Genomic DNA, 22,807 nt, shown 5'->3' on the forward strand with positions numbered 1-22,807 from the left:
CACCGCCGCCCAAAGGCTCCAGTCTTGCGACAAAGGTTCACCGGCAAAACCCTGACGCAAATCAGTCCAGAGAAAAGCCATTTGCGCGATCCTCCCGGTCTTTTTGCCTCTACGCTTGAAAAGCCTGAATCTGACATCGGAGTGTCCAGTGTTTGCCAACTTGTTGATCATCCTCGCCTCGTCCCTCGTGGTGATTGCCCTGTTTCGGCGCCTGCGGCTGCCGCCGGTTCTGGGTTATCTGTGCGTGGGACTGCTGGTCGGGCCGAGTGCCTTCGACTGGGTCAACGAAAGCGAACACCTGCCTGACGTAGCCGAACTGGGCGTGGTGTTTCTGTTGTTTTCACTGGGCCTGGAATTTTCCCTGTCGAAGATGATCGCCTTGCGCCAGGTGGTATTCCGTCTCGGCAGTCAGCAGGTACTGATCAGCTCCGCGCTGCTCGGTTTGTTGCTGATGCTGCTGGGCATGCCGATGGCTCCAGCACTGTTGCTCGGCGCCGGGCTTTCCCTGTCATCGACGGCAATTGTGACCAAAGAGTTAGGCAGCCTCGGCGAGGTGTTCAGCAGCCACGGGCAAAATGCCGTTGGCGTTTTGCTGTTCCAGGACGTTGTCGCCGTATTGCTGCTGACGTTGGTGCCTGTGTTTGCCGGGAGCAGCGACCAGGCCTGGTACTGGGCGCTGCCCCTGACGCTGGCAAAAACCGTGGTGCTGTTTGTCGGTCTGCTGCTGGCCAGTCGCTGGTTATTGCCGAGGCTGTTTCATGAAGTGGCCGCGTCACGCTCGGCAGAATTGTTCGTGCTGCTGGCGCTGGTGATTGTGCTGTTGACGGCCTGGTTGACTCACCTGCTGGGCCTGTCCCCTGCCCTCGGCGCATTTCTGGCCGGCATGTTGCTCGGTGAAAGCCACTATCGGCACCAGATCGAGGCCGACATCCGGCCATTCAGAGACATTCTGCTCGGCGTGTTCTTCGTCAGCATCGGCATGCTCATCGACTTGCAACTGTTCGTCAGTCACAGCCTGCTGATCCTCGGGCTCACCGTCGGTTTGATGGTAATCAAGGGCGTCGTCGTCGCCGTGTTGGTGAAGTGGCGCGGCAGTGACAGCGAAACGGCGTGGCGCAGCGGCCTGGCATTGGCTCAGGGGGGCGAGTTCTGCTTTGCACTGATGGCGCAGATGCAGCAGCACAGCATGATGCCCGAAGCGCTGGGCGATCTTCTGCTCGCCGCGACGTTCTGTTCGATGCTGCTGACGCCACTGTTGCTGCGCGCAGCACCCCGCATCGCTGCCGCCCTGCACCGCAAGCCCAATCAGGAAGCACAGATCGAAGAAATCAGCGCGCTCAACGCCGACCTCAACCAGCACGTGGTGATTTGCGGCTACGGCCGCGTCGGCCAATCCATCGGGCGTTTCCTGCGCAATGCCAAGCAACCTTTTATCGCGCTGGACAATGACCCGGTGCGGGTACAGGAAGCCGCCAGTGGAGAAAGTGACGTGCATTATGGCGACTCGTCACGCGGCGATCTGCTGAGCGCCGTTGGCCTGCTGCGCGCCAGACTGCTGGTGATAGCCGTGGATCAGAGCGACATTGCCCTGCGCATCCTCAAGGAAGCGCGTCGGCTCAACGCCCACGTGCCGATCCTGGTGCGCACCCGCGACGACAGCCAGTGGGCCGAATTGAAAGCCGCCGGCGCCACCGAAGTGGTGCCGGAGCTGTTGGAGTCGAGCCTGATGCTCGCCTCTCACGCCTTGATCATGCTCGGTCTGCCGGCACATCAGGTGCAGGAAAAAGTCGATCAGGTGCGCATCGACCGTTATCGCCTGCTACATGGTTTTTATCCCGGTAGCGACGATGCCGAGACTTAATCCTGACTCACTGCGCCGATCTTGTGCAGCGACAGGTCGGCACCGTAATACTCTTGTTCCTGACTCAGGCGCAGCCCGTGCAGCGCCTTGATCACGCCGTAGACGACAAAGCCACCGATCAACGCCACCGCGACACCGAGTGCGGTGCCGATCAACTGGCTGATCAGGCTGACGCCGCCAATACCGCCGAGCGCCGTCTGGCCGAAAATCCCGCAGGCAATCCCGCCCCACACACCGCACAGGCCGTGCAATGGCCAAACACCCAATACGTCATCGATGCGCCATTTCACCTGCGCGGCAGTAAAGCACCAGACAAACAGCGCACCGGCAATCGCACCGGTCACCAGCGCCCCGACCGGATGCATCAGATCAGACCCGGCACAGATCGCCACCAACCCGGCCAATGGGCCGTTGTGCAGGAAGCCCGGGTCATTGCGCCCGACGAGCAGCGCCGCCATCGTGCCGCCGACCATCGCCATCAACGAATTGACCGCCACCAGACCGCTGACGCCTTGCAGTGTTTGCGCACTCATCACGTTGAAGCCGAACCAGCCGACAATCAGAATCCACGAGCCCAATGCCAAAAAGGGAATGCTCGACGGTGCGAACGCCACCAGCCGACCGTCGCGGTAACGGCCATTACGCGGCCCCAGCAACAGCACCGCCGCCAGCGCCAGCCAACCGCCCATGGCGTGCACTACGACGGATCCGGCGAAATCGTGGAAAGCGGCACCAAACTGCGCCGTCAGCCACGCTTGCAAACCGTATTTGCCGTTCCAGATCATCCCTTCGAAAAACGGATAGATGAACGCGACGATCAGCGCCGTGGCACACAACTGCGGCACGAAACGCGCGCGTTCGGCGATGCCACCGGAAATGATCGCCGGGATCGCGGCGGCGAAGGTCAACAGGAAGAAAAACTTCACCAGTCCATAACCGTGATCGGCACTCAGCACCGCCGCCGGCTGCATGAAGGTCACGCCATAAGAGATCCAATAGCCTATAAAGAAATAGGCCAGGGTCGAGACAGCGAAATCGCTGAGAATCTTCGACAGCGCATTGACCTGGTTTTTCTGGCGGACCGTACCGACTTCCAGGAAGGCGAAACCGGCGTGCATCGCCAGCACCATTACCGCACCGATCAGAATGAACAAGGTATTGGAGCTGTGAACCAGCGTGTCCACAGCGCTTTGCAGATTTTCCATAAGCAGGCAGACCTAAAGGCGAAAAGGCACCAAAGCGGTTCATGCGCACATTTCATGCACCAAGTTGCGACCGCGCAGTCACGGAACCGACGGTCCGGCGAACTGCTTTGGCGCACAAGGTCGATGTCCTGACACGAACCGGGGTTGTTTGGGGTAAGGTTTCTCAAGGCGCTCGCCCGGCAATAGCGCACAACCGCCGGGCGACGCACCACGACACAGCAAAAGTTGTACCAGTCATTTGTACTGAACCTTCGCACAAGGCTCATACTCGAACGCTTCAGACGTCACTTACGGAGATCCACCCATGGCCAGCATCAAGGCAAAGACTGCTCAAGAAATCCTGATGAACGACTTCCAGACTTTGGTCGCCGACACCGAACGCTTGCTCGAGCACACCGCCACCCTGGCCGGCGATCAGGCCGATGAATTGCGCGAGCAGATTCACGACAGCCTGCTGCGCGCCCGCGAAACCCTGAAATTGACCGAAGAGACCCTGCGCGATCGCGGTCAGGCTGCAGTGACCGCCACTGAAGATTACGTGTCGGCCAACCCTTGGCAGTCCGTCGGCATCGCTGCCGGTGTCGGCTTCCTGATCGGCCTGCTGGCTACTCGGCGCTGATTATGTCGATCGGTGAAGCCGGCCCGACTGCGGGCACCGCCTCTTCCACGCGACGCCTGGGCGCCGCCGTTCTGGGTCTGCTGCACAGCCATGTCGAATTATTCGGCATCGAATTGCAGGAGCAGAAATCACGTACCGTCAGCCTCCTGCTGTTCGCCGGTCTGGCCTTGGTCTTTGCACTGTTGTTGCTGGTGGGTTTATCGACATTGGTGATGATTGTGTTCTGGGATACCTACCGGCTGGCTGCGATCATCGGCCTGTGCGTTTTCTATACCCTGGCCTCGATCTTCTGCGCGCTGCGTCTCAAGGCGGCGATCTTCGATGAATCCTCGCCTTTCCACGGCACGCTCGAAGAGCTGGCCAACGACCGGGAGCGCCTGCTGCCATGAGCCTGCCTGAACTGCCACACAACAGCTCGCGTCGGGAAATGCGCAAGGCGTTGATCCGCCTGCGCATGGAAATGCATCGCCAGGAAATTCGTCATGAAGCCGGGCAAGTGCTGCAACCGCTGCATCGCGTGCGCGGCATGACGCAAAATCTGCAAGGTGGCTTCGGCATCAAACACGCGCCATTGTGGGGCGTGGCTGCCGTTACGCTACTGGGCTTTATCACTGGCAAAGGCACGAAAAGCGGCGGCGTCGGTGGGTTAAGCCGTTTGGTCCGGCTCGGCACCAGCCTCGGGCCGCTGATCAAACTGGTCATGCAGAGTTCGGCCAAACGCTGACCGGGTACATCTGGCTACATTCTTGCAATACCGGCGGGATGAACCTCTTTATCCGGAGGTTCAATCCCGTGCGCCTACCCGGTCGACGGGGTTCACCAGAACAAGAACGACTAAGGAGGCCCCGTGATCGACGGGCAACCGCTCGCCTGCTTTCAACCTTTCATCGATACAGCCACGGGACGCATTGCCGGCGTCGAAGCGCTGGGGCGCCTGCGTCAGCCCGACGGTCAACTGAACTCGGTCGGGCCATTGTTTGCCGACCCGCGCACACCCGCCATTGCCCTGCGCCGCCTCGACCGGCAAATTCGCGACAACGCCTTGAGCCGCTTGCATGAAGCGCCGGCAGACTGGTTTCTCAGCCTGAACATGTCACCGCGCTGGATCAGTCGCCTGCGCGCCGATCAGGCACTGCCGAGTCTCAAGCAATTGGCGCGCTACAACATCGATCCGCAACGCATCGTCTTCGAGATCACCGAACTGGGCGGCAATGGTCAACGCCTGGCCGAAGTCGTCACGCGTTATCGCGAGGCGGGAGCGAGAATCGCCATCGACGACTTTGGCGCCGGTTACTCGCAACTGGATCGGGTGCTGGCGCTGCAACCGGACATTCTCAAACTCGACATGCGTTTGTTTCAGGCCGCCGCCCTCGGCGGGCCGAGCAGTGATGTGGTCAAGGCTCTCGCACAGATGGCCGAAAAGACCGGCTGCTGGATCATCGCCGAAGGCGTCGAAACCGAAGCACAGCTGAATTTCGCGCTGGAATGCGGATCGCGCTACGTGCAGGGTTTCTTGTTCGCGCGGGCACAGGAGGCGTTCTTTCCCACCGACGCGTTTGTGCAGCACTTCGCCGAACTGCGCCAGCGCTATGTTCGGCAGAAACTCGCGGAGCGCGGGCGGTTGATGCAAATGCGCCAGCAACTCGCTGAACTGATGTCGATCCTGCAAGCCTGGGCTCAGGCGCATGCACCATTGAGCGCGCTGCCACAACTGGACGCCTTCCCCTGGTTGCTGCGTTTTTATCAATGCGATCGCCACGGCACCCAACTGACGCCCAACCTCGAATGGCGGCAGCATGGCTGGGTCGCCGACAATCGCTATCTGGGGCACAACTGGTCATGGCGCCCGTACTTCTATCATTTGCTCGCCGAAGGTTGGGAGGAGCGGCGTTTGACGCTCTCCACTACCTACCGCGATGCCACCAGCAATCAGTATTGCCTGACCGCCGGGCAGTTTTTCGACAACGGTGAGCGTTTGCTGTTGATCGACATCGATGCGGCAGGGTTGTAGTTACGCTTGCAGGGGCGTGCGCGAACCGGGAAGCTAGGGGCCAACGCCCCAGTCACCTGACGGAGAGAATCAGCCTTGGATTGGCAAACCCTGCTCAACCGCGAACGCCTCGGCAAGCCGCTGCACAGCCCGCAAGAACTTGGCCGCAGCCCTTTCCACAAAGACCATGACCGCATCATTTTCTCCGGCGCCTTCCGCCGCCTCGGACGCAAGACCCAAGTGCACCCGGTCACCAGCAACGACCACATTCACACGCGCCTGACCCATTCGCTGGAAGTCAGTTGCGTCGGCCGTTCACTGGGCATGCGGGTGGGCGAAACCCTGCGCAGTGCCTTGCCCGAATGGTGCGACCCGGCCGACCTCGGCATGGTCGTGCAGTCGGCGTGTCTGGCCCACGACATCGGTAATCCGCCGTTCGGCCATTCCGGTGAAGATGCCATTCGCCACTGGTTCCAGCAGGCAGCCGGACGTGGCTGGCTCGACGGCATGAGTGAAGCCGAACGCGGCGACTTCCTCAACTTCGAAGGTAACGCCCAGGGCTTTCGCGTACTGACTCAGCTGGAGTACCACCAGTTCGACGGCGGTACACGGCTGACCTACGCCACCCTCGGCACCTACCTGAAGTACCCGTGGACCGCACGCCACGCCGACTCCCTGGGTTACAAGAAACACAAATTCGGCTGCTATCAGAGCGAACTGCCGCTGCTCGAGCAGATCGCCCACAAACTGGGCCTGCCGCAAATCGAAGACCAGCGTTGGGCGCGTCACCCGTTGGTGTATCTGATGGAGGCCGCCGACGACATCTGCTACGCGCTGATCGATCTCGAAGACGGACTCGAGATGGAGCTGCTGGAATACGCCGAAGTCGAATCCCTGCTGCTCGGGCTGGTGGGTGATGATCTGCCGGAAACCTATCGTCAACTCGGCCCGCAGGATTCGCGACGACGCAAACTGGCGATCCTGCGCGGCAAGGCCATCGAGCATTTGACCAACGCCGCGGCGCGGGCCTTTGTCGAGCAACAGGACGCACTCCTCGCCGGCACGCTGCACGGCGATCTGGTGGAGCACATGCACGGCCCGGCCAAGCGCTGCGTCCTGAACGCCAAGGACATCGCCCGCAAAAAAATATTCCAGGACAAGCGCAAAACCCTGCATGAAATCGGCGCCTATACAACGCTGGAGATCTTGCTCAATTCGTTCTGTGGTGCCGCGCTGGAACAACACAACGGTCGTACGCCGTCGTTCAAAAGCCGGCGCATTCTCGATCTGCTGGGCAGTAACGCACCGTATCCTCAGGGTTCGTTACACACGTCGTTTCTGCGCATGATCGATTTCATTGCCGGCATGACCGACAGCTACGCCAGCGACATGGCGCTGGAAATGACCGGCCGCTCCAGCCACTGACCCCACCGCATGCGGGCGCCCATGGTTTTGGCTACCCGCATGCAGCCCCCCACTGTCAACCGGCGAATTTTTGATGAGTGACTGACAGGGTTGATAGTCCACAATGACCAAGCGGCGATTCAGCAAGTTTAAACATCTATAAAAAGCCATTTACAGCCAGTACTTGCAAATCAATCAAGTCAAACTATAAGCCTCTTCAAATTCTGCTCCTACTTACGTCAAACCTAGTTTGAACGTAGGCCATTTCCTTGTTAGTTGTAGGATTAATCCGATAACGTGACTGGAGCCATGTCACTTCATGCGAGTGCTCATTCAACTGAGCTAAGGTGCGCGCTTTATTCGTGCTTGCATGGGATTTGATTATGAACTCCGTTTTTATTGTCGACGATCACCCGGTCATCCGTCTCGCCGTTCGAATGCTGCTGGAGCATGAAGGTTACAAGGTCGTCGGTGAAACCGATAACGGAGTCGATGCCATGCAAATGGTGCGCGAGTGCATGCCCGATCTGGTCATTCTCGATGTGAGCATTCCCAAGCTGGATGGCTTGGAAGTGTTGGCCCGCTTCAATGCCATGGGCTCCCCGTTGAAAATCCTGATTCTGACGGCGCAGTGTCCGACACTGTTCGGCATTCGCTGCATGCAATCCGGCGCATCGGGTTATGTCTGCAAACAGGAGGACCTGAGCGAACTGGTCAGTGCAATCAAGGCGGTACTTTCCGGTTACAACTATTTCCCCAGCCAGGCATTGAATCCGGTTCGTAGTGACGATATCCGCTTTGCCGAACTGGAACTGTTCAAATCCGTCAATGATCGCGAGTTGATGGTTTTGCAATTATTCGCCCAAGGCCGCACTAACAAGGAAATCGCCAAGGGCATGTTTCTAAGTAATAAAACCGTCAGCACTTACAAAAAACGCCTGATGCAGAAACTCAAGGCCAAATCCCTTGTAGAACTTATCGAGATGGCCAAACGAAACGCACTCGTGTGAGAGCCCGCATGCCCAGCCGTTTGAAGGACTACTTAATTGCGTTGAGTGCAGGGCTTTACCTGAGCGCCAACGTGTTCGCCATGCCCGGCAGTTCACCGGACTATGCCTTGCTCAGCAGGTCGGCAAACGAGCCGGTATCGATCACGTTCGATAAGTCCCAGCGGCAATGGATGCTTGCACGTAGCGAACTGGTGCTGGGCACTTCGGCGCCTGACTACCCGCCGTTTGACATGACGGTCAGCGGCAAGGATTACGAAGGGCTGACAGCCGACTATGCCGGACTCCTTGGCCAGGCCACCGGTCTGCCTGTCCGGGTGCAGCGCTTTGCCTCCCGGGATGCGGCGATTCGGGCACTGGTCGATGGCCAGGTCGATCTGCTGGGTACCGCGAACGGGTACGAAGCGAGCAATGCCAATCTGGCGCTGTCGACACCCTATGCCGTTGACCTGCCGGTGCTGGTCACCCGCGAAGACGAAACCCGCTCACTCACCGAAGGCCTGGCCGGGCTGCGACTGAGCATGGTCTATCACTATTTGCCGTTACCCGAAGTCAAGGCGCTGTACCCCAAGGCGCTCATTACCTGCTACCCCTCCTACCAGAACGCGATCAACGCCGTCGCGTTTGACCAGGCCGATGTGTTTCTCGGCGATACCCTGTCGACTCATTACATGATCAACAAGGGTTACCTGAACAATGTGCACATGGCCAATTTCGGCAAGCAGGAAGCCCAGGGTTTCAGCTTCGCCGTGCGCCGCAACAACCCACAATTGCTCGACATCATCGACACCGTGCTCAAGGCAGTACCGGCCAGCGAACGCGACAATATTGCCAAGCGCTGGAGCGCCGGCAGCGATCTGTTGCTCACTGACCGAAAAATGCAACTGACCCAGCGCGAAGAAGTGTGGCTCAAACAGCATCCGGTGGTCAGCGTGGTCGTGAATGAAGCGTTCGCGCCCCTGACATTCTTTGACAACGACGGCAATTTTCGCGGCATCAGTGCCGACCTGCTCGAACTGATTCGCCTGCGCACCGGCCTGCGTTTCGAGATCCGGCGCAGCCGCAACGACGCGGAAATGATCCAGCAGATAGACCACCATCAAGCCGATCTGATCGCCGCATTGTTGCCGACAGCGGAGCGCGAAAAAACTCTCAACTTCAGTCGTCCCTATCTGGAAAATTCCTACGTTCTGCTGACCCGCAAGAGTGCCGACGGCCCGACCAACCTGGGCCAGCTCAAAGGCAAACAACTGGCGATTGCCCAAGGCAATCCGATGGTCGAATACCTGCGCCGAGAGTATCCGCGCATCCAGTTGATCGAAACCGCGGATACCTTCAGCGCGGTGTCGCTGCTCGCTGAAGGGCATGTCGACGGCGCGGTGAACTCACTGGTGATTGCCAACTACTTCATTTCTTCGCGGATCTTTAATCAGGCATTACAAATCACCACCACCATCGGCACCGGCCAGGCTGCGTTTTCGCTGGCAACCGCCCGGGACAACACGGAACTGACGTCGATCATCAACAAAGCGTTGTTGAGCATCGCCCCCGATGAGCTGGGCGTGATCAATGGCCGCTGGCGCGGTTACTCCACGGCATCGCAGAACATCTGGCATAACTACCAGCGCCTGTTCTACCAAGTGATCGTCGGCGCGTGCCTGCTACTGCTGCTGCTTCTGGCCTGGAACGCCTATATGCGTCACCAGATCAAACAACGCCAGGCCGCCGAGCGCGCGCTGAACGACCAGTTCGAATTCATGCGTTCACTGGTCGACGGCACACCGCATCCGATTTATGTTCGCGACCGCCAGGGCCTGCTGCAAAGCTGCAATGAAAGCTACCTCGAAGCGTTCAATGCCAAACGCGAAGACGTCATCGGCAAAAGCGTCATTGAGGGCACCTTGAGCAACGCCTTCGAGGCTCAGGCTTTTCAGGCCGATTACCAGCGCGTCGTCGCCGAAGGCACACCGATGGTCGTCGACCGGCCTTTGCACATCGGTAACCGACGCCTGACGATCTATCACTGGATACTGCCGTACCGTGACTCCTGCGGCGACGTCAAAGGCATCATCGGCGGTTGGATCGACATCAGCGAACGCCGTCAGTTGTTCGAAGAATTGCGTACGGCCAAAGAGCAGGCAGATGAGGCCAACCGGGCAAAAAGCACGTTTCTGGCGACCATGAGTCACGAAATCCGCACGCCAATGAATGCCGTGATCGGCATGCTTGAACTGACGCTCAAACGCATGGATCCACAGCATCCGGATCGCTCATCAATCGACACGGCTTATCATTCGGCCAACGATCTACTGGGTCTGATCGGCGACATTCTCGACATTGCACGGATCGAATCCGGGCGTCTCAGTCTTTCCCCGGAACGGGTCAATCTGGTCGATACCGTGGCGTCTGTGGCAAGAATCTTCGATGGTCTCGCCCGGCAGAAAAACCTCACCCTGCAAGTCATCTTCAATCCACCGGACCTGGCAGTCGATGTGCATCTGGACCCCCTGCGTTTCAAACAGGTGCTGTCGAATCTGGTGAGCAATGCCATCAAATTCACCCGGCAGGGGCATGTGCGGATTACCCTCGACCTCATGAACACCGAGGTGCCCGCCCGTGCCTTGATGCAACTGACCGTACAGGACACTGGCGTCGGTATCAGTGCCGAGGACCAGCAGCGCTTGTTCGAACCGTTTGCCCAGGCGGAAAACAGCAGTCAACAAGGCAGAAGGGGTGCAGGCCTGGGACTGGTGATCAGTCGCAACCTCTGCGAAATGATGGGCGGGCAACTGCAATTGAACAGTCAGCCGGGCATCGGCACCCAGGTATGCATCTCCCTCGCGCTGGAAACCCTGCCGATCCAACTGAGCACGGTGAAAAATGAACCGGCGATCAAGACATCGCAAACGCCCCTGCGTGTGCTCGTGGTAGATGACCATCCGGCGAATCGATTGTTGATGTGTCAGCAACTGGAGTTTCTCGGCCATCACTTCAGCATTGCCGAGAATGGCTGCAGCGGCCTGGCACTGTGGCGGGCTGGCCATTTCGACCTGGTGATCGTCGACTGCAACATGCCGTTGATGAATGGCTACGAATTGACCCGCGCCATTCGCCAGCATGAACGCCAGGCCAGCTGCCCACCCTGCACCGTGCTGGGCTTCACGGCCAACGCACAGCCGGAGGAAATCCAGCGTTGCAAACAGGCCGGCATGAACGATTGCCTGTTCAAGCCCTTGAGCCTGAGCCTGCTCAGCCAGTGGGTCGATGGCATCACGCCGACGTTTGCACCACCGGCCTTCAACCTGCAAAACATGAACATGCTGACCGGTGGCAACCCTGCCCAAGCTCGCCGTCTGCTGGCCGAGTTGCTCAAAAGCAGCCGTCTCGATCGGCAGGAGCTGCTCGCGCTGTCGCCTGAACATGATCGCCGGGCGCTGGCGGTGGTCGCTCACAAGATCAAGGGCGCCGCGCGTATCGCTCAGGCATCACGCGTGATCGAGTGCTGCGACGCCCTTGAGCAAGCCTGCGCCGAGGCCTTGTCGACAGACGAGATCGTTCGCCGTTGCGAAGCGAGCAACCGGGCGATGCTCGATCTCGAGCAAGCCTTGCAGCAACAATTGGCGGCGTCGGATCAAAGCACAATGAGCCTGCCTTAACTATGCTTGGCGCTGAGCAGTGAGTTAACCATCATGGAGAGCCAGAAATGCCCAGCCCACTGCACCCGGAGCAACGCCGGTTTCCGCTGCATGTGCACATCAGCGTCATGTTCACCTTTTTGCTGCTGCTCACCGGTGTCGTGCTGGGGCTGTTCAATTACCACCAGACCACGCAGATCATCCTCTCGAGCAGCGAAAAACTGTTCGAACGGATCGAACAGGACGTGCGCCTGGACATGGCTGCCACCTATCAGCCGATCCGCCACCTGCTGAGTTTGCTGGCGGACAACCCCGCCGCTCAGGCCACGCGCCTTGAACAACGCTTGCCCCTGCTCCGCCCCTTCAGCCAGTCGCTCACCGACAATCCCAACCTGGCGTCGCTGTACCTGGGTTATGCCAATGGCGACTTTTTCATGGTGCGTCCACTGCGCAGCGCAGCACTGAAAACGCTGCTCAACGCCCCTGAAGCGGCGGCGTATCAGGTCTGGAGCATCGAGCATGACCCGCAGGGCGCGATGCACTCGCAATCGCTGTTTTTCGATCAGGCACTGACACCGATAAGCCGTCAGGACAACCCAGGCGACAGCTACGATCCGCGCAGCCGAGCGTGGTTCACTCAGGCACGTCAACAAGACGAACAAATCACCACCGAACCCTACGTGTTTTTTTCCACCCACAACGTCGGCACGACCCTGGCCCGGCGCAGCGGCGAGAACGCCGTCATCGGCGCCGACCTGACGCTGGTCGCCCTGTCCGCCGCGCTGAGCAAGCATGTCGTCACACCCTCCACCGAGATTGCCCTGTTCGACGCCGAGGGCAACGCCGTGGCCTACCCCGACAGCCAGCGACTGATTGTCGACGGCAGCACGGCCTCTCTGGCCAAAGCGGCGGACCTGAGTCCGGGCTTGCATGCGCTGTTGGCCGGCGCAGCCACGGGCAATCGCCTGGAAGCCGATGGTCGCCACTGGATCGTCGCCCGCAGCAGCATTCAAGAGGGTGGCCCGAAAGGTTTGCAATTGGCGTTGCTGGTGCCGGAAGACGAGTTACTGGTCGATGCCTACCGTTTGCGCTGGCAGGGCGCGCTGATCACCCTGGCGATCCTGCTGCTATGCCTGCCGCTGGGCTGGGTGATTTCGCGGATTCTGGTCAAGCCGTTGCACGCGCTGGTCAAGGAAGCAGACGCCATCCGCAGTTTCGATTTCAATTTTCCCTTGGCACGCCGCTCGCCCGTGCTTGAAGTCGACCAATTGAGTGTGTCGATGGCACGAATGAAAGACACCCTGGCGAGTTTCTTCCGGATCACCGACACCCTGGGCGCCGAAACCCGCTTCGCCCCCCTGCTGCAGCGGGTGCTGTTCGAAACGGTGCAGATTGCCCAGGCGCAGGCAGGGTTGATCTATCTGCGTGAAAGCGACAGCAGCCGCATGGAGCCCTACGGACTGGTGATCGATGGCACGCCTCAGGCATTGGAAGCGTTCGACATTCAGGGCCACGACCTGCAACTGAACAAAGGTCCGGCGTGGTTTGAACAATTGGTCGACGCCAACAACGTGGTGAGCAACTTCGGCGTCGATCAGGCCAGGGACCTGCAGAAAGTCCTGCTGGCGATGCAATCGCCACGGGTTCATCTGATCGGCATTCGCCTGCACAACCGCCACGACGAAACCATCGGCTTGCTGATTCTGTTGGTGAACGACAGCGGCACCGCCGCCGACCTGGAAAAACTGCGCCCCGATCGCATCGCTTTTTTGCAGGCGGTGTCCGGTGCTGCGGCGGTGAGCATCGAGAGCCAGCGTCTGCAAGCCCGTCAGAAGCAACTTCTCGACGCCTTTATTCAATTACTCGCCGGCGCCATCGACGCCAAGAGTCCGTATACCGGCGGGCATTGTCAGCGCGTGCCGGAGCTGACACTGATGCTTGCCCAGGCCGCGGCAGCCAGTCAGGCGCCGGCGTTCAGCGCCTATCAACCCGGCGAAGATGAGTGGGAAGCCCTGCACATTGCCGCGTGGTTGCACGACTGCGGCAAGGTCACCACGCCGGAATACGTGGTCGACAAAGCCACCAAACTGGAAACCATCAACGACCGCATCCACGAGATCCGCACACGCTTCGAAGTGCTCAAGCGTGATGCCTGGATCAGCTATTGGCAGGCGCGCGCGCTGGGCGGCGATGAGACAGCACTGGCCGAACTGCGCGACGCCACACTGACGGCGCTCGACGACGACTTTGCCTTTGTCGCGCGCTGCAATCTAGGCAGTGAAGCGATGGCCGAAGCAGATCTGCATCGCCTTGATGGTCTCGCCCGACGCACCTGGATGCGTACCCTTGATGACCGGCTGGGTGTGTCCTGGGAGGAGAATCGGCGTCAGTCGCGCACGCCGGCACCGAGCTTGCCGGTCAGTGAAAAGCTTTTGGCGGACAAGCCCGAGCACCTGCTCGAACGCGACCCGAACGAGTTGATTCCCGAAAACAATCCGTGGGGCTTCAAGCTGGATGTGCCGCGCTACAAATACAATCGCGGCGAGCTGTACAACCTGAGTATCAGCCGCGGCACCCTGACCCGCGAAGAGCGTTACGTGATCAATCACCACATGGTGCAGACGATCATGATGCTCAGCCACCTGCCCTTCCCCGGCCACCTCGATAGCATTGCCGAGATCGCTGGCGGTCATCATGAAAAAATGGACGGCACCGGTTACCCGAAACGCCTGAAGCGTGAAGACATGAGCCTGCCCGCGCGGATGATGGCGATTGCCGATATCTTCGAGGCGCTGACCGCAGCCGACCGTCCGTACAAGAAAGCCAAAACCCTGAATGAAGCGTTGGCAATCATGGCGACGATGTGCCGCGAGGCGCACATTGATGCACAGCTGTTTGGTTTGTTCATCAACGAGGGCGTGTACATGCAGTACGCCGTACGCTTTCTCGATCCCGCGCAGATCGACAGCGTCGATCCGGCCAGCCTGTTGCACAAGGCTGGCCTCACCGCGTGATCAGCAGTCGGTCAGACGCAGGAAAATCGCCGCCAGTTGCTCGATACCGGCTTGATCCTGCGCGGTAAAACGCGCCAGTTTCGGGCTGTCGAGGTCCAGTACACCGATCAGGCGCCCCTCCTTGACCAACGGCACGACCAGCTCACTGTTGGAGGCGCTGTCACAGGCGATATGCCCCGGGAACGCGTGCACGTCTTCAACGCGCTGGGTTTGCCGCGTGGCCGCCGCCGCGCCACACACGCCACGGCCAAACGGAATGCGCACGCAGGCGATCTGCCCCTGGAACGGACCGAGCACCAGCTCTTCGTTGCGGTTGAGGTAAAAACCCGCCCAGTTCAGGTCATCGAGCTGGTTGAACAGGAACGCCGAAAACTGCGCGGCGTTGGCGATGAAATCGCGTTCGTCCGCCAGCAGCGATTCCAGTTGTGCGGCCAACATGCCATAGCCTTCGAGGCCCTGGCCGCTTTGTTGCAAATCAATCATGCCTTGTGCTCCAACAATTTCAGTCCCACCCAGTAACGGGCGAATTGGTACGCGCAACGTCCGTTGCGATTACCGCGGCCGGTGGCCCAGCGTACGGCAAGGATGTCCAGCGCTTCGTCGCGCTGCCAGCTCAAGCCGGCCTTGGCGGCCAACTGGCCAATCCAGTGCTCGACGACGTCAAGGAAGTGTTCTTGGGTAAACGGGTAGAACGACAGCCACAGACCAAAACGGTCCGACAGCGCGATTTTGTCTTCAACGGCTTCGCTCGGGTGCAGTTCGCCGTCGACGCGTTTCCAGTTTTCGTTGTCGCTTTCCTTCTCCGGCACCAGGTGGCGGCGGTTGGAAGTGGCGTACAGCAAGACGTTGTCCGGGGCCTGCTCAAGCGAGCCGTCGAGCACGCTTTTGAGGACGCGATAATCGCCTTCACCGGATTCGAACGACAAGTCATCGCAAAACAGCACGAAACGTTGCGCCAGTTTGCCGATCTGCTCGACCACGCGTGGCAGATCCGCCAAATGGTCGCGCTCGATCTCGATCAGGCGCAAGCCTGCGGCAGCGTGTTCCGCCAGCAACGCTCGCACCAGCGACGACTTGCCGGTGCCGCGCGAGCCCCACAGCAGCGCATGGTTGGCCGGCATGCCATCGAGAAATTGCTGGGTGTTGCGCCCCAGTTGTTCGAGCTGACGGTCAACACCGATCAGGTCGGACAGGCGCATGTCGAGGCTGACTTCCAGCGGCAACAGGTAGCCGCTGCGCCCGTCGCGCTGCCAGCGTGCAGCCAGACAAGTGCCCCAGTCGATTACCGGCCGTGGTGCCGGCAATAACGGTTCGATCCGCGCCAGAACCGACTCGGCGCGTTCAAGAAAAGCATTCAATCGGGAATCCACGTCTTCTCCTCGGGCACGTTCACAGTGATGATGGCGATTGCTGTGACGACGTACAGATAAAAATCACCCTACCAAGCCTTGTTACAAGGCGATTCGGGAACCTCGGTATCCATACATGATCGACTATGCTTGAGCAGCGAAGGGAAACGGAAGTGGTTCAACACCCCATGGATATCAAATTCACCCACCGGCTGTCTTACAAGCAAGCCAGGCTTACTGTGCTGGTCGGGTTCATTCTGGGCACGCTGCTCAGCCTGCTGCAAATAGGCATCGATTATGCCAGTGAAGACGCCTCCATCAACCGTGAAATCCTGTCTTTGCTGGAAATCAGCCATAACCCGGCCTCACGGATTGCCTACAACATCGACGCCGAACTGGCGCAGGAACTGACCTTGGGCCTGTTGCGCTCGCCGGCAATCATTTCGGCGCAACTGATCGACAACAACAATACGGTGCTGGCCAGCGTCAAACGCCCGGAACTGCAAAGCGGCTATCGGGTGATCAGCGACTTCCTGTTTGGCGCCAAGCGCCAGTTCGAGGACCGTCTGTATCTGGATCACCTGCCCAACGAATCGCTGGGGATCTTGAGCCTTGAGGTCGACACCTATGCCTTCGGCAGCCGTTTTCTGCGCCGGGCCGAGGTCACCCTGCTCAATGGGTTCGCGCGCAGCCTGATTCTCACCGGCATCCTGTTGGCGCTGTTCTACGTGATGCTGACCAAACCGCTGGTGCGGGTGATCCGCGAACTCAGTGGGCGCGACCCGCGCAGTGCCGAGCCGACTACGCTGGAATGTCCGTCCGGCCACGGCAATGATGAAATCGGCGTACTGGTCAAAGTCGCCAATCAACAATTCGAGAACATTGCCACCGAGATTCAACAACGGCGCAACGCCGAAAACCGCCTGACCGACTACCTCGGGCAACTGGAAAACATCGTCTCGGCGCGCACCGCCGAACTCAAGGCGATCAACGCGCGGCTCAGCCAGTCCAATCAGGAACTCGAAGTCGCCCGCAGCACCGCCCTGGAAATGGCCGAAGCCCGCTCGGCGTTCCTCGCCAACATGAGCCATGAGATCCGCACGCCACTCAACGGTCTGCTGGGGATGATCGCGCTGTCACTCGACGGCCCGTTGAATGCCGAACAGCAGCAACAGCTATCGATCGCGCACGATTCGGGCAAGGTGCTGGTCGAGTTGCTCAACGATATTCTCGACCTGTCGAAGTTCGATGCCGGGCAACTGGAGCTCGAGCATATCCCGTTCGACCTGGGCTCCCTGATCGAAGACACTGCCAACCTGCTGTCGCAGAACGCCGCGCCGAGCGTCGAACTGACCTGCCTGATCGATCCGCACTTCCCGGCACTGGTGCTGGGCGATCCGACTCGCGTTCGGCAGATCGTCAGCAACCTGCTGTCCAACGCGCTGAAATTCACCCGCTTCGGCCGGGTGGACGTGCGCTTGTCGACCTACAAGGATGGCGTGCGCATCGAAGTCTGCGACACCGGCATCGGTATCGCCCAGGACGCACAGCTGAAAATTTTCCAGCCGTTCACTCAGGCAGGCGCTGGCATCACTCGTCAGTACGGCGGCACCGGCCTGGGACTGGCGCTGACCTACAACCTCTGCGAAGCGATGCAGGGCCGCCTGACCATCAGCTCCGAGACCGGTTTCGGCAGTCAGTTCTGTGCCGAGTTGCCACTGCCCTGCCATACCCGCGCGCTGGTTCCGGCCCCTCTGCACGGGAAAGTGCTCGCCATCACCGCGGCCAGCAGTGGTCTGGCGGAACTGCTGCAAAGTCTGCTGCCGGTCTGGGGCCTTGCGTATGAGCAGCGCACCATCGAAGACTCATTGCTTGGCCTGACACCGGACGTGGTGATCACCGACTGTCCGGAGTGCCTGTTCGGCCTGCGTCCGACGCTGGGTGCGCCGATTCTGCTGGTGACCGCTTATGGCAGTTTCCTGCCGAGCGAAGAAGCGGCCGCGCTCGCGCCCCTGCAACAACAGGCGCGGCCGTTGGCGCGCAACGCGCTCTATCAGAACCTGCGACGGACGCTGCAACCGGACGTCGTCGCCACCAATGATGCGCAACTTGAAACATCCCCTACCCTAAGGCGCGGGCGGGTGTTGCTGGTCGAAGACAATCCGGTCAATCAACTGGTGGCCAAAGGCATGCTCGGCAAACTGGGCTGCGAGGTCATCGTCGCCGCCCATGGTGCCGAAGCGCTGGATCAGCTGGAGTATCACGAATTCGATCTGGTGCTGATGGACTGCAACATGCCCGTCATGGACGGCTACGAAGCCAGCCGGCAGATTCGCCAGAGTGGGCGCTGGCCGAGCCTGCCCATCGTCGCTCTGACCGCCAACGCAATGTCGGAGGAACGCGAACGCTGCCGCGCGGCCGGCATGAGCGACTATCTGGCCAAGCCGTTCCGCCGTGAAGAGCTCGCGGCGCTGCTCGATCAGTGGATACCGACTACGACAGCGCTTTGATCTGCCCCAACAAGTGATCGAGGCCGTCACGCAAGTCATTGAGGCGGTCCAGATCCACCCCGCTGTCGCACAGCAGCCGGGCCTTGAGCGGCCCGACCTGCTCGCGCAAGGCTTGCCCTGCGGGCGTCAGGCTCAGGTGGACTTCCCGTTCGTCGCGCGTCGAACGCTGGCGCTGCACCCATTGCAACTGCTCCAGACGCTTGAGCAACGGCGTCAGCGTGCCGGAGTCGAGTGCCAGGCGCTCGCCCAAGGCCTTGACGGTCGGTTGCTCCGGCGCTGCGTCCTGCCATTCCCACAACACCAGCATCGCCAGATATTGCGGGTAGGTCAGACCGAGCTGATCGAGCATCGGCTTGTAGGCACGAATCACCGCCCGGGAGGCAGCGTACAGCTTGAAGCACAACTGGTTGTCGAGCTTCAACGAATCGACCGGCAGGCTGTTCATTTGAGCAGGGCTTCGATCTCGCCGCTCAGCTCCTGCGGCTTGGTGGTCGGAGCAAAACGCTTGACCAGTTTTCCGTCCTTGCCAATCAGGAACTTGGTGAAGTTCCACTTGATGCCCTGGGAGCCAAGCAGGCCCGGCGCGCGTTTTTTCAGCTGCACGAATAGCGGGTGCGCGTCAGCACCGTTAACGTCGATCTTCTTGAACAGCGGGAAGCTGACACCGAAGTTCAGCTCGCAGAACTCGCTGATCGCGCCTTCGTTACCCGGCTCCTGCTTGCCGAACTGATTGCACGGGAAGCCCAGCACCACCAGGCCCTGATCCTTGTAGGTCTGCCACAGCTCCTCAAGGCCTTTGTATTGCGGGGTAAAGCCGCACTTGCTGGCGGTGTTGACCACCAATACCGCTTTGCCAGCAAAATCGGCCAGGGTCTTTTGCTCACCCTTGATGGTAGTGCACGGGATGTTCAGCAGGTTGTCGCTCATGGGACGGGCTCCGCAGAGAGTCGGGAAAGGCCAAACATAGCGAGCAATTAAATTGCGTGCAATTTAATATTTGAAATCGATCAATGTAGGAGCTGCCGAAGGCTGCGATCTTTAAAAAACCAAAGCAAAGATCGCAGCCTTCGGCAGCTCCTACGGGGCTCGCATTACTCGCGGGGTACCAGATCCAGGCACACCGAATTGATGCAATAGCGCAAGCCGGTCGGCGGTGGGCCGTCGGGGAATACATGACCCAGATGCGCATCACAGCGCGCGCACTTCACTTCCGTGCGGATCATGCCGTGGCTGATGTCACGGATTTCAGTCATCGCGCTTTCGCCGATTGGCGCGTAGAAGCTCGGCCAGCCGCAGCCGGAGTCGAATTTGGTCTTGGAGTCGAACAGCGGCTCATTGCAGCAGACACAGTGGTAAATGCCGTCGGTTTTGGTCGCGTTGTATTTGCCGGAGAACGGTCGCTCGGTGGCACTGAGGCGGCAAACCTCGTACTGCTGCGGGTCGAGCATGGCTTTCCATTCTTCCAGGGTTTTTTCCAACTTTTCCATCATCACACCTCAGCGGCTGAAAAAGCCCGATCTGTACCTTTTCCACGGATCGGGCGGCACGTATGATTGCGCCTCGTCACGCACCAGTCTGGCAGCCAGACCGGGCGCATTCAAACGGATTATGGGAGCCACGGCTCAAGACGTCCGCCTGTGTGAAGACGCAGGAATCCCAGCACGGTTGTCCATCCGCCGCCTGGATCGTTCATTTTCGGGATCACATCGCCATGCAGTTCAGCAAATCGAACAAGCTCGCCAACGTCTGCTACGACATTCGCGGCCCGGTGCTCAAGCACGCCAAACGACTGGAAGAGGAAGGCCAGCGCATCCTCAAGCTGAACATCGGCAACCCGGCGCCGTTTGGGTTCGAAGCGCCGGACGAAATCCTGCAGGATGTGATCCGCAACCTGCCGACCGCGCAAGGTTACAGCGACTCCAAAGGCCTGTTCAGCGCGCGCAAGGCAGTGATGCAGTACTACCAGCAAAAAAATGTCGAAGGTGTCGGCATTGAGGACATCTACCTGGGCAACGGCGTGTCCGAGCTGATCGTGATGTCGCTGCAGGCGCTACTCAACAATGGCGACGAAGTGCTGGTGCCGGCCCCGGACTATCCGCTGTGGACCGCCGCCGTCAGCCTCGCGGGTGGCAATGCCGTGCATTACCTGTGCGACGAAGGCGCCGACTGGTTCCCGGATCTGGCCGACATCAAGGCCAAGATCACCCCGAACACCAAAGCCATGGTGATCATCAACCCGAACAACCCGACCGGTGCGGTGTATTCAAAGGAAGTGTTGCTGGGCATGCTCGAAATCGCCCGTGCGCACAATCTCGTGGTGTTCTCCGACGAGATCTACGACAAGATCCTGTACGACGATGCCGTGCACATCTGCACCGCGTCGCTGGCGCCGGATCTGCTCTGCCTGACCTTCAACGGCCTGTCGAAGTCGTACCGCGTGGCCGGTTTCCGCTCCGGCTGGATCGCCATTTCCGGGCCGAAGCACAACGCCCAGAGCTACATCGAAGGCATCGACATGCTGGCCAACATGCGCCTGTGCGCCAACGTGCCGAGCCAGCATGCGATCCAGACCGCACTGGGCGGCTACCAGAGCATCAATGATCTGGTGCTGCCGCAGGGTCGTCTGCTGGAACAGCGCAACCGCACCTGGGAATTGCTTAACGACATACCGGGCGTCAGTTGCGTCAAACCGATGGGCGCGCTGTATGCGTTCCCGAAAATCGACCCGAAAGTCTGCCCGATCCACAACGACGAGAAATTCGTTCTCGACCTGCTGCTCTCCGAGAAGCTGCTGGTGGTGCAAGGCACGGCGTTCAACTGGCCGTGGCCGGATCACTTCCGCGTCGTCACCCTGCCGCGCGTCGATGATCTGGAAATGGCCATCGGCCGCATCGGCAACTTCCTCAAGTCATACCGCCAGTAACTGGCCAGCAGTGCGCAACGGGCAAACGTTGCGCACTGTCTGATTCAGCAACACTTCTGCGTTCCACGTCCACGCACGCCTTCTACACTTGCGATTCGTACCGATCAAATGCGTCCAGCGTAATGGCGACGGGTCGCGGCTGGCCGTCATCCCTATCAGTTTCTGTCGTGGGAAATGTGCCGAGCACCGAAGAATCCGCTGTAGGACACAGTTTGAAATAGTCACTCAGTTGAATAGCCCGGTGCAGCACCTTATATACCCCGCAGTACGCTACATCTTTAGCTTGAGGAGATTTCTACAACCATGATGCGCATCCTGCTGTTTTTGGCCACTAACCTGGCGGTCGTGCTGATAGCCAGCATCACCCTGAGCCTGTTCGGCTTCAACGGGTTCATGGCGGCCAACGGGGTTGATCTCGACCTTAGTCAGCTGCTGGTTTTCTGTGCAGTCTTTGGTTTCGCCGGCTCGCTGTTCTCGCTGTTCATCTCCAAGTGGATGGCGAAAATGAGCACCGGTACCCAGATCATCAGCCAGCCACGTACCCGGCATGAACAATGGCTGCTGCAAACCGTCGAGCAACTGTCCCGCGAAGCCGGGATCAAGATGCCCGAAGTCGGTATTTTCCCGGCCTACGAAGCAAACGCCTTCGCCACCGGCTGGAACAAGAACGACGCGCTGGTCGCGGTCAGCCAGGGCCTGCTCGAGCGTTTCTCGCCCGATGAAGTGAAAGCCGTGCTGGCCCATGAAATCGGCCACGTCGCCAACGGCGACATGGTCACGCTGGCACTGATTCAAGGCGTGGTGAACACCTTCGTGATGTTCTTTGCGCGGATCATCGGCAATTTCGTCGACAAGGTGATCTTCAAGAACGAAGAAGGCCAGGGCATCGCCTACTACGTGGCGACCATCTTCGCCGAACTGGTACTGGGCATTCTCGCCAGTGCAATCGTCATGTGGTTCTCGCGCAAGCGCGAATTCCGTGCCGACGAGGCCGGCGCACGTCTGGCCGGCACCAGCGCAATGATTGGCGCACTGCAACGCCTGCGCGCCGAACAGGGCCTGCCGGTGCACATGCCGGACACCCTGAACGCCTTTGGTATCAACGGTGGCATCAAACAGGGCTTTGCCCGCATGTTCATGAGCCACCCGCCGCTGGAAGAGCGTATCGACGCGCTGCGTCGTCGCGGTTGATTCGACCGGTGTGACCATGAAAAAGGCCCGCAGTGATGCGGGCCTTTTTTATATCTCTGGATTATCCGTCGACAGTGCCGGCCTCTTCGCGAGCAGGCT

The 22,807-nt window shown here is 59.7% G+C and carries 18 protein-coding genes; 12 read left to right on the forward strand and 6 right to left on the reverse strand.

All coding sequences use genetic code 11. The annotated features are described in order from the left end of the window. The first annotated feature begins 148 nt into the window (after nucleotides 1-148). A complete protein-coding gene (locus P3G59_RS20170; protein WP_277758695.1) occupies nucleotides 149-1,861 on the forward strand; it encodes a monovalent cation:proton antiporter-2 (CPA2) family protein in 1,713 nt (570 codons plus the stop codon). Here P3G59_RS20170 and P3G59_RS20175 read toward each other — a convergent pair. Further along, nucleotides 1,858-3,066 carry an ammonium transporter gene (locus tag P3G59_RS20175; protein ID WP_277758696.1) on the reverse strand — a complete coding sequence of 403 codons (1,209 nt, stop codon included), beginning with the start codon at nucleotides 3,064-3,066 and terminating at the stop codon, nucleotides 1,858-1,860. The genes P3G59_RS20170 and P3G59_RS20175 overlap by 4 nt on opposite strands. Before the next feature lie 304 nt (nucleotides 3,067-3,370). On the opposite strand from P3G59_RS20175, the gene P3G59_RS20180 reads away from it, so the two are divergent. From P3G59_RS20180 to P3G59_RS20215, 8 genes are all read left to right on the forward strand, one after another. Further along, nucleotides 3,371-3,685: a DUF883 family protein gene (locus tag P3G59_RS20180; protein WP_007908653.1), complete on the forward strand. Its 315-nt coding sequence runs from the start codon at nucleotides 3,371-3,373 to the stop codon at nucleotides 3,683-3,685. Between the two features lie 2 nt (nucleotides 3,686-3,687). Beyond that, nucleotides 3,688-4,074 carry a phage holin family protein gene (locus tag P3G59_RS20185; protein ID WP_277758697.1) on the forward strand — a complete coding sequence of 129 codons (387 nt, stop codon included), beginning with the start codon at nucleotides 3,688-3,690 and terminating at the stop codon, nucleotides 4,072-4,074. Then, the gene (locus P3G59_RS20190) at nucleotides 4,071-4,409 is read left to right on the forward strand and encodes a hypothetical protein (RefSeq protein WP_277758698.1); all 339 of its coding nucleotides are present in this window, start codon (nucleotides 4,071-4,073) and stop codon (nucleotides 4,407-4,409) included. Before P3G59_RS20185 ends, P3G59_RS20190 begins: the two co-directional genes overlap by 4 nt. 123 nt (nucleotides 4,410-4,532) lie before the next feature. Beyond that, nucleotides 4,533-5,696 (forward strand): EAL domain-containing protein, encoded by a 1,164-nt coding sequence (locus tag P3G59_RS20195; protein ID WP_277758699.1) that lies wholly within the window; start codon nucleotides 4,533-4,535, stop codon nucleotides 5,694-5,696. Nucleotides 5,697-5,771: 75 nt separating this feature from the next. Then, complete coding sequence (locus P3G59_RS20200; protein WP_277758700.1) at nucleotides 5,772-7,100, forward strand: deoxyguanosinetriphosphate triphosphohydrolase; 1,329 nt, start codon at nucleotides 5,772-5,774, stop codon at nucleotides 7,098-7,100. Between the two features lie 362 nt (nucleotides 7,101-7,462). Beyond that, entirely contained in the window at nucleotides 7,463-8,089 is a 627-nt protein-coding gene (locus tag P3G59_RS20205; RefSeq protein WP_007908640.1) for a response regulator transcription factor, read from the forward strand. Between the two features lie 8 nt (nucleotides 8,090-8,097). Next, on the forward strand, nucleotides 8,098-11,742 hold the full coding sequence (locus P3G59_RS20210; RefSeq protein WP_277758701.1) for a transporter substrate-binding domain-containing protein: 3,645 nt from the start codon (nucleotides 8,098-8,100) through the stop codon (nucleotides 11,740-11,742). Nucleotides 11,743-11,789: 47 nt separating this feature from the next. Next, a complete protein-coding gene (locus tag P3G59_RS20215; RefSeq protein WP_277758702.1) occupies nucleotides 11,790-14,735 on the forward strand; it encodes an HD domain-containing phosphohydrolase in 2,946 nt (981 codons plus the stop codon). Here the strand turns inward: P3G59_RS20215 and P3G59_RS20220 are convergent, their stop codons facing one another. Further along, nucleotides 14,736-15,218, reverse strand: coding sequence for a GAF domain-containing protein (locus P3G59_RS20220; protein WP_277758703.1), 483 nt, complete (start codon nucleotides 15,216-15,218; stop codon nucleotides 14,736-14,738). Beyond that, the gene (locus P3G59_RS20225; RefSeq protein ID WP_277758704.1) at nucleotides 15,215-16,105 is read right to left on the reverse strand and encodes an ATP-binding protein; all 891 of its coding nucleotides are present in this window, start codon (nucleotides 16,103-16,105) and stop codon (nucleotides 15,215-15,217) included. The genes P3G59_RS20220 and P3G59_RS20225 overlap by 4 nt, the downstream gene beginning before the upstream one ends. Before the next feature lie 167 nt (nucleotides 16,106-16,272). On the opposite strand from P3G59_RS20225, the gene P3G59_RS20230 reads away from it, so the two are divergent. Further along, a complete protein-coding gene (locus P3G59_RS20230) occupies nucleotides 16,273-18,594 on the forward strand; it encodes a response regulator (RefSeq protein ID WP_277758705.1) in 2,322 nt (773 codons plus the stop codon). Here the strand turns inward: P3G59_RS20230 and P3G59_RS20235 are convergent. The 3 genes from P3G59_RS20235 to msrB form a co-directional block, all read right to left on the reverse strand. Beyond that, entirely contained in the window at nucleotides 18,578-19,039 is a 462-nt protein-coding gene (locus P3G59_RS20235) for a MarR family transcriptional regulator (RefSeq protein ID WP_123452999.1), read from the reverse strand. The genes P3G59_RS20230 and P3G59_RS20235 overlap by 17 nt on opposite strands. Then, nucleotides 19,036-19,521, reverse strand: coding sequence for a glutathione peroxidase (locus P3G59_RS20240; protein ID WP_007908624.1), 486 nt, complete (start codon nucleotides 19,519-19,521; stop codon nucleotides 19,036-19,038). The genes P3G59_RS20235 and P3G59_RS20240 overlap by 4 nt, the downstream gene beginning before the upstream one ends. A gap of 164 nt (nucleotides 19,522-19,685) precedes the next feature. Then, nucleotides 19,686-20,081, reverse strand: a complete 396-nt coding sequence (gene msrB, locus P3G59_RS20245) for a peptide-methionine (R)-S-oxide reductase MsrB (protein ID WP_277758706.1) — start codon at nucleotides 20,079-20,081, stop codon at nucleotides 19,686-19,688. 224 nt (nucleotides 20,082-20,305) lie between these two features. Between msrB and P3G59_RS20250 the strand changes: the two genes are divergently transcribed. Together P3G59_RS20250 and htpX are read left to right on the forward strand one after the other, a co-directional pair. Further along, nucleotides 20,306-21,517 carry a pyridoxal phosphate-dependent aminotransferase gene (locus tag P3G59_RS20250; protein ID WP_007908620.1) on the forward strand — a complete coding sequence of 404 codons (1,212 nt, stop codon included), beginning with the start codon at nucleotides 20,306-20,308 and terminating at the stop codon, nucleotides 21,515-21,517. Nucleotides 21,518-21,820: 303 nt separating this feature from the next. Continuing rightward, nucleotides 21,821-22,708: a protease HtpX gene (htpX, locus tag P3G59_RS20255; RefSeq protein ID WP_007908619.1), complete on the forward strand. Its 888-nt coding sequence runs from the start codon at nucleotides 21,821-21,823 to the stop codon at nucleotides 22,706-22,708. Nucleotides 22,709-22,807 lie beyond the last annotated feature (99 nt).

The organism is Pseudomonas sp. A34-9 (assembly GCF_029543085.1).
Classification (GTDB): domain Bacteria; phylum Pseudomonadota; class Gammaproteobacteria; order Pseudomonadales; family Pseudomonadaceae; genus Aquipseudomonas.